We start from the raw sequence: 13,996 nt of genomic DNA, 5'->3' as shown, positions 1-13,996 counted from the left end.
TCAGTCCTTACTTCCGCTTGCGTCGTGCGGCGGGGACCGTGCGGCCCACGATCACGGTACGCCGGGGCGCCTTCGCGGGCACGCCCTCCTTGCGGCCGCCCAGCGCCCGGCGGACGCCGTAGCCGAAGGCCGCGACCTTGACCAGCGGGCCGCCGAAGGTGGAGGCGACCGTGGTCGACAGCGCGGAGGCGTTGGACGTGACCTCCTGGACGTCGGAGGCGATCGCGTCGACGCGGTCGATCTGGGTCTGCGCGGAACGCACGGCTGCCGAGGCGTCGGCGAGCAGCGGGACGGCCTGGTCGGTCACGTCCGCCACCAGCTTGGTGGTCGCCTTGAGCGTCTGGGCCAGCCTCGCGAGAGCCACCGCGAGGAAGGAGACCAGGATCGCCCAGAAGACGGCCACCAGGATCCCGGCCACCTCTCCACCGGACACTGTGCGCACCCGCTCCCTGAAACGTGCCTCACCATCGAAAAAGTCGTGTCCGAGCCTATCGCGCCGTGGCCAGGGCTCCGTACCGGATTACCGGGGCGGCGGGGACGGAGTTGCGGGAAGTGATTGTACGCAGTGAACACGGTTCAGTACGCTCCGTGTCCCATGCGAGGTCCTCAGCGTCCAGATCCGTTCTCCGACGGCGATCCGCCCCTGGAACTGACCACGTTCGTCGGGCGCTCGGCCGAACTCGCCGGGCTGACGGACGCGCTCGGCGGGGCGCGGCTGGTCACCGTCACCGGGCTCGGCGGGGTCGGCAAGTCCCGGCTGGCCGCGCGGGTCGCCGCCGGCTGGGAGTCCGGGGCGGGGCGGGTGGAGCTGGCGCCGGTGCGCGATCCGCAGTTCGTGGAGTACGCGGTGGCGGAGGCGCTGGGACTGACCGACCACACCGCCCGGCTCCCCCGGGAGACCCTGCTGGACCATCTCGCCGGCCGTCCGGCCCTGCTGGTGCTGGACGGGTTCGAGCATCTGGTGGACGCCTGCGCCGAGTTGACGGCGGAGCTGCTGCGGAAGCTGCCCCGGCTGCGGGTGCTGGCCGTGGGCCGGCGTCCGCTGGGGCTGGCGGGCGAGCGGCTGTTCCCGCTGGCGCCGCTCGGCGAGGAGGAGGCGGTGGAGCTGTTCACCGACCGGGCCCGGGAGCAGGGCCTGGAGGTGACCGACGGCCCCGAGGTGCGCGAGCTGTGCCGGCGCCTCGAGGGGATCCCGCTGGCGCTGGAACTGGCGGCCGGGCGGCTGCGGGCGCTGTCCCCGGCGCAGCTGCTGCAGCGGCTGGACGACCGGTTCCGGCTGCTGGCCACGGGCGCCGGACCGCGCTCCGTCCCCGGGGGACCGCCGGCCCGCCATCAGACGCTGCGCACGGCGATCGGCTGGAGCCACGAGCTGTGCACGCCCGCCGAGCGGCTGCTGTGGGCGCGTCTCTCGGCGTTCGCGCAGACCTTCGACCTGGAGGCGGCCGAGTATGTGTGCAGCGGGGACGGGCTGCCCGCCGAGGACGTCCTGGACGTGCTGCCGCAGCTGCTGGCCCAGTCGGTCGTGACCCGCGAGGAGACCCCGGCCGGCCCCCGCTACCGGATGCTGGACACGGTCCGGGCCTACGGCGCCGAGTGGCTGGAGGGCATCGGGGACGCGGGCCGGCTGCGCAGGCGGCACCGGGACTGGTACCTGGGCCTGGCGACCTGGTGCGAGCTGTACTGGTTCTCGCCCCGGCAGGGCGAGGTCGCCGCGCGGGTCGAGGCGGAGCTGCCCAATCTGCGGGCGGCTCTGGAGTTCTGTCTCACGGAGCCGGAGGAGGCGCATCTCGGGCAGTACCTCGCGGGCTCGCTGTGGTTCTGCTGGGTCGGCTGCGGGCGGCTCGCGGAGGGCCGCCGCTGGCTGACGCGCAGCGTGGAGCTGGAGTCGGAGTACGAGCAGTCACGGCTGAAGGCGCTGTGGGTGCTCGGCTATGTGGCGGTCCTCCAGGGCGACACCGTGCCGGCGCTGGCGGCGTTGCGGGAGTGCCGGGAGCAGGCCGAGCGGGTCGCTGATCCCACGGCGGTGGCGTACGCGGAGCACCGCACCGGCTGTCTGGCGCTGGTCACCGATGACATGGCCCGTGCGGAAACGCTGCTGCGGTCGGCGCTGGACCGCTACCAGGAGATCGGCGAACTCAACAGCAACGTGCTGATGGGCCAGGTGGAGCTGGCGATGACCCGCGCCTTCCAGGGGGACCTGCCGGACGCCGTACGGCTGTGCGAGGACGTGCGCCGGGTGTGCGAGGACCACGGGGAGCGCTGGGCCCGCTCCTACGCGCTGTATGTGCTGGCGTACGCGGCCTGGCAGGACGGGGACACGGCGGGCGCGCGGGAGTTGCTGGCGGACTGTCTGGCCAACGCGCACGCCTTCCACGACCTGCTCGGCACGGTGCTGTCGATCGAGCTGCTGGCGCTGGTGACGGCCGCCGAGGGGGACCCGGCCGAGGCGGCGGTGCTGCAGGGCGCGGCGGGCCGGCAGTGGCCGTCGGTGGGGCTGCCGCTGTTCGGCTCGGCGTACTACAACGCGCCGCACGAGCTGTGCGAGGGGATGGCGCGGCAGGCACTGGGGGATGCCGGGTACGAGGCGTGCGTGCGGGAAGGTGCTCTGCTGGACCGCGCGACGGCGGTGGACCGGGCGCTGGGGCATGGTGCGGTTCGACCGTTGGGTGCGCTGCCGGCTCCGCGGGGGGCGGTGCCGCGGGGCGGCGCGCCCCAAAGGGGCGCGGGGCAGGGCCAAGATGCGGCTCCGCCGCGGGGCGCGACCAGCCCCCACCGGCCCGCACGGTAGAAACGACCTCTTTGCCGGCGGCGTCGACAGCGCAGAACATCGGTAGGCCGCGCAACGCAAACCCGCCGCCTCCCTCGCCCGAAGGGCGGGGAGACGGCGGGCTCCGGTGCTCCGCCGGGGCGGATCAGCGGGCGTAGTACTCGACGACGAGCTGCTCGTCGCAGATCACCGGGATCTCCTTGCGGTTCGGCTCGCGGTCCAGGCGGAACGCCAGGGCCTTGAGGTTCACCTGGAGGTAGCGCGGGGTCTCACCCTCGGGGGCGAAGCCACCCTCGCGGGCGATCGTGAAGAGCGTCTTCTCCTTGGAGCGGTCGCGGACCTGCACGACGTCGTCCGGACGGACACGGAAGGACGGCTTGTCGACCTTCTGGCCGTTGACCTGGATGTGGCCGTGGACGACCATCTGACGGGCCTGGTAGATGGTGCGGGCGATGCCCGAACGCAGGACCAGGGCGTCGAGACGGCGCTCGAGCTCCACGATCAGGGCCTCACCGGTCTTGCCCTGGACCTTGGACGCGCGCTCGTAGGCGCGGACCAGCTGGCGCTCGGAGATGTCGTACTGCGCGCGCAGACGCTGCTTCTCCAGCAGACGGACCTTGTAGTCCGAGTTCTGCTTGCGGCCACGGCCGTGCTCACCCGGCGGGTAGGGGCGGGCCTCGAAGTACTTCACGGCCTTCGGGGTCAGCGCGATGCCGAGGGCACGCGACTTCTTGACCTTGGGGCGGGACTGGTTCGCCACTGTCTCAATCTCTTTCGTAGTTTTCGGCTCGTCAGGGTTGAGGGAGGTCGCATCCGCAGCCGGGGAAACCCGCCGGGTCCCCATGGGACCTGCCGGGCAGCCGCTCCCCTGGTCTGGGCACATACGTGCAGCACGCGAGTGGCCCACCGACCGTCCCGGAGCTCCGGGTGGTGGTGGGCTGCCCGCGACACCGTTCGACGGTGCGCGACGCTCCTGGAGTCCGTTTTCCCGGGGACTGGCCCCGGGGGCCGGACTCCGGCTGGGTGTCCCGCTCTGACTGCGCGGGACTCAGCACTTCGGGCAAGTCTACAGGGCGCTCAGGACGGCCTGCGACCGAGGTGCTTGCGGGTCCACTCCACCGCGTCCGCGTACCGCGCCTCGGCGCCGTGCCGGCCCGGGGTGTAGTACTCGCGGTCCTTCAGGGCGTCCGGGGCGTACTGCTGCTGGGCGATGCCCTCGGGCAGGTCGTGCGGGTACACGTACCCCTGCGCGTGGCCGAGCTTGGCGGCGCCCTTGTAGTGCCCGTCGCGCAGGTGCGGAGGGACCGGTCCGGCCAGGCCCTTGCGTACGTCCTCCATGGCGGCGCCGATCGCGGTGGTCGCCGAGTTGGACTTGGGGGCGAGCGCGAGGGCGATGGTGGCGTGGCTGAGGGTGAGGGCGGCCTCGGGGAAGCCGATCATGGCGACGGCCTGGGCGGCGGCGACCGCTATGGGCAGGGCGTTCGGGTCGGCCAGGCCGATGTCCTCGCTGGCGGAGATCATCAGGCGGCGGGCGATGAAGCGGGGGTCCTCGCCGGCCTCGATCATGCGGGCCAGGTAGTGCAGGGCGGCGTCGACGTCGGAGCCCCTGATGGACTTGATGAGGGCGCTGGCGACGTCGTAGTGCTGGTCGCCGTCGCGGTCGTACTTCACCGCCGCCCGGTCGACCGTCTGCTCCAGCGTCCGCAGGCTGATCTCGCTCTCGCCCTGGTCCAGGGCGGCTCCGGCGGCGGCCTCCAGCGCGGTCAGGGCCCGGCGGGCGTCGCCGCCGGCGATGCGCACCAGGTGCTCCTCGGTGTCCTCGGGCAGGCCGACGGCGTCCTTCAGGCCGCGCTCGTCGGTCAGCGCCCGCTTGAGCAGGCCCCGGATGTCGTCGTCGGTGAGCGGTTCGAGGGTCAGCAGGAGCGAACGGGACAGCAGGGGGGAGATCACCGAGAAGTACGGGTTCTCCGTCGTCGCCGCGATCAGGGTCACCCAGCGGTTCTCGACCGCCGGGAGCAGGGAGTCCTGCTGGGCCTTGCTGAAGCGGTGGATCTCGTCCAGGAAGAGGACGGTCTCCTTGCCGAAGCCGCCGGTGGCGCGGCGGGCGCCGTCGATGACCGCGCGGACCTCCTTGACGCCGGCGGTGATCGCGGACAGCTCCACGAACCGCTTGTTCGTCGCCTTGGAGACGACGTACGCCAGGGTGGTCTTGCCGGTGCCGGGCGGGCCCCAGAGGATCACCGAGGACGGTCCGGCCGGGCCGCCGGAGCCCTCGCCGACCAGCCGCCGCAGCGGCGAGCCGGGCTTCAGCAGGTGCTGCTGGCCCACCACCTCGTCGAGCGTGCGCGGGCGCATGCGCACCGCCAGGGGACTCGCTGCCGGGTCCTTCTCCTGGCGTTCTTCCGCTGCCGCGGTGAACAGGTCGGGTTCCACGTCCAAAACCCTAAATCACCGCACTGACAACGCGGCCGGGGCCGGGGTCAGGCCCAGAGCTGGCTGCCCCAGCGGGTCAGGATCAGCATGGCGATGATGCCGCAGTGCGTGACCGGCACCACCCAGGTGAACTCGCCGAAGAAGGACTTCAGCCAGCGGGGGGCCGGCAGGAAGTCGTTGCGGACGTTGAACGAGGTCACGAACCAGAACATGGTGATCGTGGCGACCCAGGCCAGCGAGCACCACAGGCACAGCGCGTTGATCCGGTACAGGGACTGGAACTGCAGCCAGGTGCAGAAGCCGACGCCGAAGAGCGTGCCGAAGTTGAAGGTCAGCCAGTACCAGCGGGGAAACCGGGCTCGGCTCAGCAGGCTCATGCCGACGCAGATGACGATGCCGTAGCAGACCAGGCCGAGCCAGGGGTTCGGGAAGCCGAAGGCCGCCGCCTGCTTGCTCTCCATGACGCTGCCGCAGGACACGATCGGGTTGACGCTGCAGCCCGGCGTGAACGTCTTCCCGGCGAGCTTCGCCTCGAGGATCTTGTTCTTGTCGAGCGTGATGACCCAGGCGGCCAGCAGTCCGGCCGCGCCGGTGATCACCAGCAGCAGGGCGAAGGCACGGCTGCCGCCCACCGCGCGCGGGGCGCCGGCGGCACGCTCGGGACCCGACTCCGTGGAGACGTCGTTGACTGTCGTCTTGCTCATCACGCCGATCCGTCACTTGAGAGTTGGACCTTCTTCGGGCACGGCTCATTGTGCCGCACGCACGTGTGTGTCCACCGTTCGAAGGACATAAGGAGGTACGCACGGTGGTGACGGATCGTTCGGTTCCGGCCGATGCTCGTGGCCATGACAGCACACGCGAACGAACTCGCGGTGGACGTCCGGGGGCTGCGCAAGCGGTACGGGGGCGTGACCGCGGTGGACGGGCTCGACCTGGGCATCCGGCACGGTGAGGTGTTCGGCCTGCTCGGGCCCAACGGCGCCGGCAAGAGCACCACGGTGGAGATCCTCCAGGGCAACCGGTCACGGGACGGCGGTGAGGTCCGTGTCCTCGGCGCGGACCCGGCGACGGGCACGCGCGCGTGGAGATCCCGTGTGGGAATCGTCTGGCAGGACGAATCGACGCCCGCGGAGTTGACGGTCGGCGAGACGGTACGGCACTTCGCCCGCTACTACCCCCGCCCGCGCGACCCGGCGGAGGTCATCCGCCTGGTGGGCCTGGAAGCGAAGGCGGACAGCCGGATCAAGGCCCTGTCCGGCGGCCAGCGCCGCCGCCTGGACGTGGCGCTCGGCGTGATCGGCGATCCCGAGCTGCTGCTCCTGGACGAGCCGACCACCGGCTTCGACCCGGCCGCCCGGCGCCGGTTCTGGGACCTGATCCGGCTGCTCGCCGACGAGGGCACGACGATCCTGCTCACCACGCACTACCTGGAGGAGGCCGAGGCTCTCGCCGACCGGCTCGCGGTCGTCGCCAGGGGTCGGGTGGTCGCCGAGGGCACGCCGGCCGGCCTGCGCGAGCGGTACGGCGCCGGTGCGACGGTCGGCTGGACGGAATCCGACGGCTCCGCGCGCGTGGAGTACACCTGCACCCCCACCAAGACCGTCGCCGCGCTCATGCACCGCTTCGACGGCGAGATACCCGGACTGACCGTGACCCGCCCGACCCTGGAGGACGTCTACCTCCGGCTGACCGGCCAGGAGGCCGCCCGATGACCACGACCGCCGTACGGGCCACCGACCGCGCGTCCGCCGGATCCCCGCCCGGCGCCTGGCGGCTCGGACTGCTGCGGGGCGGGCTGGAGATCAGACAGTTCTTCCGGCTGCGCGAGCAGGTGGTGTTCACGTTCTCCTTCCCGGTGGTGTTCCTGTTCCTGTTCGCGTCGATCTTCCACGACGACGTCGGGCACACCGGGGTCACCGCCTCCCAGCTGTACGTGCCCGCGATGACGGCCTCCGGGATCATGTCGACGAGTTTCCAGTCGCTCGGCATCTCCATCGCCGTCGAACGGGACGAGAAGGTGCTGCGACGGCTGCGGGGCACCCCGATGCCGCCCGCGGCCTACTTCCTGGGCAAGATCTGGCTGGTCCTGTTCACCGCCGTCCTGGAGACCGCGATCCTGCTGGCCGTCGGCACGGTGTGCTACGACGTCCGCCTGCCGTCCGACCCCGGCCGCTGGTTCGACTTCGCGTGGATCTTCGTGCTCGGGCTGACCGCGTGCGCGCTCCTCGGCATCGCCATCAGCTCGGTGCCGAAGTCGGCGAAGAGCGCCAGCTCCGTCGTCGTCCTGCCCTTCCTGGTGCTCCAGTTCGTCTCCGGGGTCTACATCGCCATCGACGCCATCCCCGGCTGGATGCTCGACATCGGCGCCCTGTTCCCGCTCAAGTGGCTGTGCCAGGGCCTGCGGGGCGTCTTCCTGCCGGACTCGGCGAAGGTCCTGGAGCAGGCGCACGCCTGGGAGTTCGGGCGGATCGCGTGGGTGCTGGGCGCCTGGTGCGTCGGAGGATTGGCGCTGTGCTTGCTGACCTTCCGGTGGAAGAACCGGCGCGAGGGGTGAGGGGGGACCGCGCCCGCGGAGCCCACGCCTGGGACCGTTCGATCCTGTTCTGGGACGTGTACTTCGCCGTGGCCTGGGCGGCCACGCAGACCATGCTGCTGGGCGCCGGTCATCCGGCGTGGCCGTTCCGGGCCGTCGCGGCGGGGCTTCTCGTGCCGCTGGTGCCCTGGTACACAGCCGTGGGGCGGCGTCTCCTCGGCGGGGACCCGCCGGATGAGCGCCGCGCCCGGTACTACCTGGCCGTGGCGATGGCTCTGTTCCTGCCGTCCGCGGTCCTGGCCGGCGAGACCCGGCTCCTGGCCTTCGCGCTGATCCCCCAGTGCTTCATGGCCCTGCGGATGCGCGGTGCCTTGATCGCGGTGACCCTGATCAACGTGGTCCCGGTCGCGGGCTGGGCACTGCTGTGGCGGCCGGGTGCCGAGGATCTCCTCGTCAACGCGCTGTCCGCCCTGGTGACCCTGGTGTTCTCGCTGGTCGTCGGCGGCTGGATCATCCGGATCATCGAACAGAGCTGGGAACGGGCCGAGCTGATCGCGGAGTTGGAGTCCAGCAGGAGCGAGGTCGCCCGGCTGTCGGCCGCGCACGGTGCCCTCGCCGAGCGCGAGCGGCTGGCCCGGGAGATCCACGACACGCTCGCGCAGGGCTTCACCAGCCTGCTGATGCTGGTGCAGGCCGTGGACGCGGAACTCGACTCCGACCCCGCGCAGGCCCGCCGCCATCTGGCCCTCATGGAGGACACCGCCCGCCGCAACCTCGCCGAGGCCCGTGCGCTGGTCGCCGGCGGCGCGCCCGCCGACCTGGCGGGCGCCAGCCTCCCGGACGCGCTGGAGCGTCTGGCCGCCCGCCACGAGGCGGTCCTCGACGTCACCGGCCCGGTGCGCGCGCTGCCGGCCGGAGTGGAGGTGGTGGCCCTGCGCGCCTGTCAGGAGGCGCTGACCAACGCCCGCAGACACGCCGGGAGTTCGACGCGGATCGAGGTCCGCCTCGGCTACGCCGACGGCACGCTGACGCTCTCCGTCCGCGACGACGGCTGTGGCTTCGACCCCGCCGCCGTCCACACCGGATACGGTCTGGCGGGGCTGCGCGCCCGCGCCGCCGAGGTGGGCGGCACGGCGGCCGTCCGCAGCGCACCCGGCGACGGTACGACGGTGACCGTACGCCTGCCCGTTCCTGCCGCTGTCGTGAGTGAGGTGCCGTGATCCGGATCGTCCTGGCCGACGACCACCCCGTGGTACGGGAGGGACTGCGCGCCATGCTGAGCGCCGAACCGGACCTCGAGGTGGTCGGCGACGCGGCGAGCGGGCCGCAGGCGGAGGCGCTGGCGGCCGAACTGCGCCCGGACATCGTGCTGATGGACCTGCGGATGCCGGGCGGTGGCGGCGTGGACTCGATCGTGCGGATGACGGCGGCCGGTCTGCCGTGCCGGGTGATCGTGCTGACGACGTACGAGACCGACCGGGACATCCTGCGGGCCGTGGAGGCGGGCGCCGCGGGTTACCTGCTGAAGGACCTGCCCCGCGGGGAACTGGCGGACGCGGTACGGGCGGCCGCGCGCGGCGAGACCGTACTGGCCCCGTCGGTGGCGGCCCGCCTGGTGGATCAGCTCCGCGCCAAGCCGGAACGCCCCCGGCTGTCGGAGCGGGAGACGGCGGTACTGCGGCTGGTGGCCGAGGGCTGCACGAACGCGGAGATAGGCCGGCGTCTGTACATCGGGGAGTCGACCGTGAAGACCCATCTGCTGCGGATCTTCGGCAAGTTGGGGGTGGACGACCGGACCGCGGCGGTCACCAGCGCGATGCGGTACGGCCTGCTGGAACAGTGAGAGGGCGCCGGGAGCTGCTCCCGGCGCCCTCTGCCCGCTCGACTAGCCGAGCCGGGACTCCAGTTCCGCCACGATCTCGTGCACGCCGATCGCCGTCTGCTCGCCGGACTCCATGTCCTTGAGCTGGACGACGCCCTCGGCGAGGTCGCGTTCGCCGGCCACGAGTGCGTAGCGGGCGCCGCTGCGGTTGGCGTTCTTCATGGCGCCCTTCAGGCCCTTGCCGCCGTAACTGAAGTCAGCCGAGATGCCGACCTTGCGCAGCTCGGTGACCTTGGCGAACAGCACCCGGCGGGCCTCCTCGCCGAGCGGGACGGCGTACACCGACGTGGTGGACGGGAGGTCCAGCTCCACACCCTCCGCCTCCAGGGCGAGGACCGTGCGGTCGACGCCGAGGGCCCAGCCGACCGACGGCAGCGCGGGGCCGCCGATCATCTCGGACAGTCCGTCGTAGCGGCCGCCGCCGCCCACCGCGGACTGCGAGCCCAGGCCGTCGTGCACGAACTCGAAAGTGGTGCGGGTGTAGTAGTCCAGGCCGCGCACCAGCTTCGGGTCGTCCTCGAAGACCACACCCGCCGCGGTGATCAGCTCGCGGACCTCCTCGTGGTACGCCTTGCAGGCGTCGCACAGGTAGTCGCGCAGGAGCGGCGCGCCGGTGAGCTGCTTCTGGACCGACTCGCGCTTGTCGTCGAGGACCCGGAGCGGGTTGATGTCGACGCGGCGGCGGGTGTCCTCGTCCAGGTCGAGGCCGAGCAGGAACTCCTGCAGCGCGGCCCGGTACACCGGGCGGCACTCGCGGTCACCGAGGCTGTTCAGCAGGATGCGGAAGTCACGCAGGCCCAGCGAGCGGTACGCCTGGTCGGCCAGGATGATCAGCTCGGCGTCGAGGGCCGGGTCCTCCGCGCCGATCGCCTCGGCGCCGACCTGGGAGAAGTGCCGGTAGCGGCCCTTCTGCGGGCGCTCGTAGCGGTACTGCGAGCCCGAGTACCAGACCTTCACCGGGAGGTTGCCCGTCTTGTACAGGTTGGCCTCCAGGACCGCGCGCAGCACGGGCGCGGTGGTCTCCGGGCGCAGGGCCAGCTTGTCGCCGCCCTTCGTCTCGAAGACGTACATCTCCTTCGTCACGATGTCGGTGGACTCACCGACACCGCGCGCGAACAGTTCCACGCTCTCGAAACCGGGCGTCTCGATGTAGCCGTAGCCGGAGCTCCTGAGCGGCGCGGCGATCGCCTCGCGGACGGCCAGGAACTTGGCGCTGTCGGGCGGCAGCAGGTCGTAGGTGCCCTTGGGGGCCTTGAAAGTGCTCACGGAATCTCTCGTCACATTCCTCGTCGGGGAGCCGGGGAGGCTCCCTGGCCGGCCGCCACCTGCCGCAGGTAGGGGTTGGTGGCGCGCTCCTGGCCGATGGTCGTCTGGGGGCCGTGGCCGGACAGCACCACGGTGGAGTCGTCGAGCGGCAGGCACACCCGGGCCAGCGACTCGAACATGTCCTCCATGGATCCGCCCGGCAGGTCGGTGCGTCCGATGGAGCCGGCGAACAGCAGATCCCCGGAGAAGAACACCGACGGGATGTCGGCGGTCTCGGGCATCCGGAAGGTCACCGACCCCTTGGTATGGCCCGGCGCGTGCGCGACGGAGAACTCCAGGCCGGCCAGTTCGAGGGTGGTGCCGTTCGTCAGCTCCCGGACGTCGTCCGGCTCCCCCACGGTCAGCTCGCCCAGCAGCGGCATCCCGATGGACCGGCCGAGCGCCTTCCCGGGGTCGCTCATCATGTACCGGTCCTCGGGGTGGATCCAGGCCGGCACGTCGTGCGCGCCGCAGACCGGGACGACCGAGGCCACGTGATCGATGTGCCCGTGGGTGAGGACGACGGCGACGGGCTTGAGCCGATGCTTCTTCAGTGCTTCCTCGACGCCTTCGGCGGCCTGGTGGCCGGGGTCGATGATCACGCACTCCTCGCCGGCGGCGGGGGCGACGAGATAACAGTTCGTCCCCCAGGCCCCGGCGGGGAACCCGGCAATGAGCACGATCGTCCTTCGTTGTGTCGATACGGGTGACCACAAGCTGTGGTCCAGAGCCTACCGGCGCTGCCGTTTCCTCAGCGAACCCATATACGGTACGGGGCTACACGCAACGGTCGGCTCACGAGCACGCACGCGTACCGGTCGACACACGACACGCATGAGGAGAGAACCCGGTGGTCAGCCAGGAGCAGCGGCGGCGTCAGCTCGCCCGGGAGAAGTTCTTGCGGCAGCAGCAGCGGCGCACGCAGGCGCGCCGCAAGGCCCGCGTGCGCAACTCGGTGATCGCGTCGGTACTGGGCGTGATCGTCATCGGCGGTGTCGTGCTGTACACGACCGATGCGTTCAAGGGCACCGACAAGAAGACCAACACCGCCGCGGACGTCACGCCCAGCGCCACGCCGACCGCCCAGGACCCGTGCGCGAAGCCGGCGGCCGGCTCGGTGAAGAAGCTGAGCTGGAAGAAGGAGCCGGCGATGACGATCGACACGTCGGCGAAGTACACGATGAAGCTCGCCACGACGTGCGGTGACATCGACATCGCGCTGAAGACGGCGGCCGCCCCGCACACGGTGAACTCGTTCGACTTCCTGGCGGGCCAGGGCTTCTTCGACCACACCAGGTGCCACCGGCTGACCACGGACGGGATCTTCGTGCTGCAGTGCGGCGACCCGCAGGGCACCGGCATGGGCGGGCCGGGGTACACGCTTCCCGACGAGAACCTGAAGGACAAGAGCCTGAAGGGCAACTCGTACCCGGCGGGCACGGTGGCGATGGCCAACACCGGTCAGAAGCACACCGGCGGCAGCCAGTTCTTCCTGGTCTACAAGAACAGCCCGTTGCCGCCCAGCTACACCCCGTTCGGCACGGTGTCGGCCGCGGGCATGAAGGTGCTGCAGAAGATCGCCGCCGCGGGTGCCCAGCCGGCCGATCCGACCTCCGGCAACACCGCGCCCAACGCGACCGTGGTGATCAACAAGGCGACGGTGACGAAGTCCTGACGCCGGCCTGAGGCCCAACACGGCCAACTGCGGAATTTCGGTCGCGCTGGATGCGGACAGGCAACCCGCTGGTCGCCTATGTTGGCCGTGACGAAACTGTGGACGATGCCCGGGGGTGCTGAGGCCCTCCGCAGGCATCATGTGGAGGAGGCGCTGTGAGCAGCGACCCGTGGGGCCGCGTCGACGAGACGGGGACCGTGTACGTGCGTACGGCCGACGGCGAGCAGGTCGTCGGTTCCTGGGCGGCCGGCTCCCCTGAGGAGGCGCTGGCCTACTTCGAGCGCAAGTACGAGGGCCTGGTTGTCGAGATCGGCCTCCTCGAGAAGCGAGTGCAGACCACCGACCTGTCGGCGAAGGACGCCCAGGCCGCGATCGCCCACCTGCGCGAGCAGGTCGACGCTCACCACGCGGTGGGCGACCTGGACGCGCTCCGGCAGCGGCTGGACAAGCTCGTGCAGACGGTCGAGGCGCGCCGCGAGGAGCGCAAGGCGCAGCGGGCCAAGCAGTCCGACGAGGCCCGCAAGGCCAAGGAGGACCTGGTCGCCGAGGCGGAGCAGTTGGCGCAGTCCGACCAGTGGCGGGCGGCCGGTGAGCGGCTGCGGTCGCTGGTGGACACCTGGAAGGGCCTGCCGCGTCTGGACCGCAAGTCCGATGACGAGCTGTGGCACCGCTTCTCGCACGCCCGGTCGGCGTTCTCCAAGCGGCGCAAGGCGCACTTCGCGCAGCTGGACGCGCAGCGCGAGGAGGCCCGCCGGATCAAGGAGCGGCTGGTCGCCGAGGCCGAGGCGCTGTCCGGTTCGACGGACTGGGGTCCGACGGCGGCCCAGTACCGCGATCTGATGGCGCAGTGGAAGGCCGCGGGCCGCGCCCAGCGCGAGCACGAGGACGACCTGTGGAACCGCTTCCGCGGCGCCCAGGACGTGTTCTTCGCCGCCCGCAGCTCGGTGTTCGCCGAGCGGGACGCGGAGCAGTCCGAGAACCTCAAGCTGAAGGAGGAGCTGGCCGAGGAGGCCGAGAAGCTCCTGCCCATCGGCGACCTGAAGGCCGCGCGCGCCGCCTTCCGCTCGATCAACGAGCGCTGGGAGGCCATCGGTCACGTCCCGCGGGACGCGCGTCCCAAGGTCGAGGGGCGGATGCACGCGGTCGAGCGGGCGATCCAGGAGGCCGAGGAGGCCGAGTGGCGCCGGACGAACCCGGAGGCACGCGCGCGTGCCGAGGGTCTGACCGGTCAGCTGCAGGCCGCCGTCGACAAGTTGAAGACGCAGATCGAGCAGGCCCGCGCCCAGGGCAACAGCTCCAAGGCCGACAAGCTGGAGCGCGAGCTGGAGGGCCGCCAGGCACTCCTGGACCAGGCTCTGAAGGGCCTGCAGGAGTTCGGCGGCTAGATCCCCTCAGCCC

13 protein-coding genes are annotated in these 13,996 nt (G+C 71.5%); 7 read left to right on the top strand and 6 right to left on the bottom strand.

The features are described 5' to 3' along the window. Positions 1-7: 7 nt before the first annotated feature. Positions 8-433 (bottom strand): DUF948 domain-containing protein, encoded by a 426-nt coding sequence (locus ABB07_RS31755; RefSeq protein ID WP_055705440.1) that lies wholly within the window; start codon positions 431-433, stop codon positions 8-10. Positions 434-595: 162 nt separating this feature from the next. Between ABB07_RS31755 and ABB07_RS31750 the strand changes: the two genes are divergently transcribed. Then, positions 596-2,788 carry an ATP-binding protein gene (locus ABB07_RS31750; RefSeq protein WP_244189574.1) on the top strand — a complete coding sequence of 731 codons (2,193 nt, stop codon included), beginning with the start codon at positions 596-598 and terminating at the stop codon, positions 2,786-2,788. Positions 2,789-2,912: 124 nt separating this feature from the next. Here the strand turns inward: ABB07_RS31750 and rpsD are convergent, their stop codons facing one another. The 3 genes from rpsD to ABB07_RS31735 all read right to left on the bottom strand — a co-directional run bounded on the left by rpsD (position 2,913) and on the right by ABB07_RS31735 (position 5,904). After that, positions 2,913-3,527, bottom strand: coding sequence for a 30S ribosomal protein S4 (gene rpsD / locus ABB07_RS31745; RefSeq protein ID WP_031161776.1), 615 nt, complete (start codon positions 3,525-3,527; stop codon positions 2,913-2,915). A 317-nt stretch (positions 3,528-3,844) separates the two neighbouring features. Further along, positions 3,845-5,200, bottom strand: coding sequence for a replication-associated recombination protein A (locus ABB07_RS31740; RefSeq protein WP_208901938.1), 1,356 nt, complete (start codon positions 5,198-5,200; stop codon positions 3,845-3,847). 47 nt (positions 5,201-5,247) lie between these two features. Beyond that, positions 5,248-5,904, bottom strand: coding sequence for a vitamin K epoxide reductase family protein (locus tag ABB07_RS31735; protein WP_208901937.1), 657 nt, complete (start codon positions 5,902-5,904; stop codon positions 5,248-5,250). Between the two features lie 144 nt (positions 5,905-6,048). Between ABB07_RS31735 and ABB07_RS31730 the strand changes: the two genes are divergently transcribed. The 4 genes from ABB07_RS31730 to ABB07_RS31715 are packed head-to-tail and all read left to right on the top strand — an operon-like array spanning position 6,049 to position 9,579. Then, positions 6,049-6,915: an ABC transporter ATP-binding protein gene (locus ABB07_RS31730; RefSeq protein WP_208901936.1), complete on the top strand. Its 867-nt coding sequence runs from the start codon at positions 6,049-6,051 to the stop codon at positions 6,913-6,915. Beyond that, a complete protein-coding gene (locus tag ABB07_RS31725) occupies positions 6,912-7,757 on the top strand; it encodes an ABC transporter permease (protein ID WP_208901935.1) in 846 nt (281 codons plus the stop codon). Before ABB07_RS31730 ends, ABB07_RS31725 begins: the two co-directional genes overlap by 4 nt. Then, positions 7,754-8,956: a sensor histidine kinase gene (locus tag ABB07_RS31720; RefSeq protein WP_244189573.1), complete on the top strand. Its 1,203-nt coding sequence runs from the start codon at positions 7,754-7,756 to the stop codon at positions 8,954-8,956. The genes ABB07_RS31725 and ABB07_RS31720 overlap by 4 nt, the downstream gene beginning before the upstream one ends. Next, on the top strand, positions 8,953-9,579 hold the full coding sequence (locus tag ABB07_RS31715; protein WP_208901934.1) for a response regulator: 627 nt from the start codon (positions 8,953-8,955) through the stop codon (positions 9,577-9,579). Before ABB07_RS31720 ends, ABB07_RS31715 begins: the two co-directional genes overlap by 4 nt. A gap of 42 nt (positions 9,580-9,621) precedes the next feature. Here ABB07_RS31715 and hisS read toward each other — a convergent pair whose 3' ends face one another. Both hisS and ABB07_RS31705 read right to left on the bottom strand, forming a co-directional pair. Then, positions 9,622-10,884, bottom strand: a complete 1,263-nt coding sequence (hisS, locus tag ABB07_RS31710; RefSeq protein WP_208901933.1) for a histidine--tRNA ligase — start codon at positions 10,882-10,884, stop codon at positions 9,622-9,624. 11 nt (positions 10,885-10,895) lie between these two features. After that, positions 10,896-11,603, bottom strand: a complete 708-nt coding sequence (locus ABB07_RS31705; RefSeq protein ID WP_208901932.1) for an MBL fold metallo-hydrolase — start codon at positions 11,601-11,603, stop codon at positions 10,896-10,898. 170 nt (positions 11,604-11,773) lie between these two features. Between ABB07_RS31705 and ABB07_RS31700 the strand changes: the two genes are divergently transcribed. Further along, entirely contained in the window at positions 11,774-12,598 is an 825-nt protein-coding gene (locus ABB07_RS31700) for a peptidylprolyl isomerase (RefSeq protein ID WP_208901931.1), read from the top strand. 155 nt (positions 12,599-12,753) lie between these two features. Continuing rightward, complete coding sequence (locus tag ABB07_RS31695) at positions 12,754-13,983, top strand: DUF349 domain-containing protein (protein WP_208901930.1); 1,230 nt, start codon at positions 12,754-12,756, stop codon at positions 13,981-13,983. The last annotated feature ends 13 nt before the right edge of the window (positions 13,984-13,996 follow it).

Source organism: Streptomyces incarnatus (assembly GCF_001027185.1).
GTDB classification, from domain to species: Bacteria; Actinomycetota; Actinomycetes; order Streptomycetales; family Streptomycetaceae; genus Streptomyces; species Streptomyces puniciscabiei.
This window is presented reverse-complemented; position numbering and strand designations above follow the sequence as displayed.

Excerpts from the sequence above, each read along its gene's own strand:
- ABB07_RS31750 (WP_244189574.1), top strand. The coding sequence starts at position 596 with ATGCGAGGTCCTCAGCGTCCAGATCCGTTCTCCGACGGCGATCCGCCC.
- ABB07_RS31735 (WP_208901937.1), bottom strand. The coding sequence starts at position 5,904 with ATGAGCAAGACGACAGTCAACGACGTCTCCACGGAGTCGGGTCCCGAG.
- ABB07_RS31730 (WP_208901936.1), top strand. The coding sequence starts at position 6,049 with ATGACAGCACACGCGAACGAACTCGCGGTGGACGTCCGGGGGCTGCGC.
- ABB07_RS31725 (WP_208901935.1), top strand. The coding sequence starts at position 6,912 with ATGACCACGACCGCCGTACGGGCCACCGACCGCGCGTCCGCCGGATCC.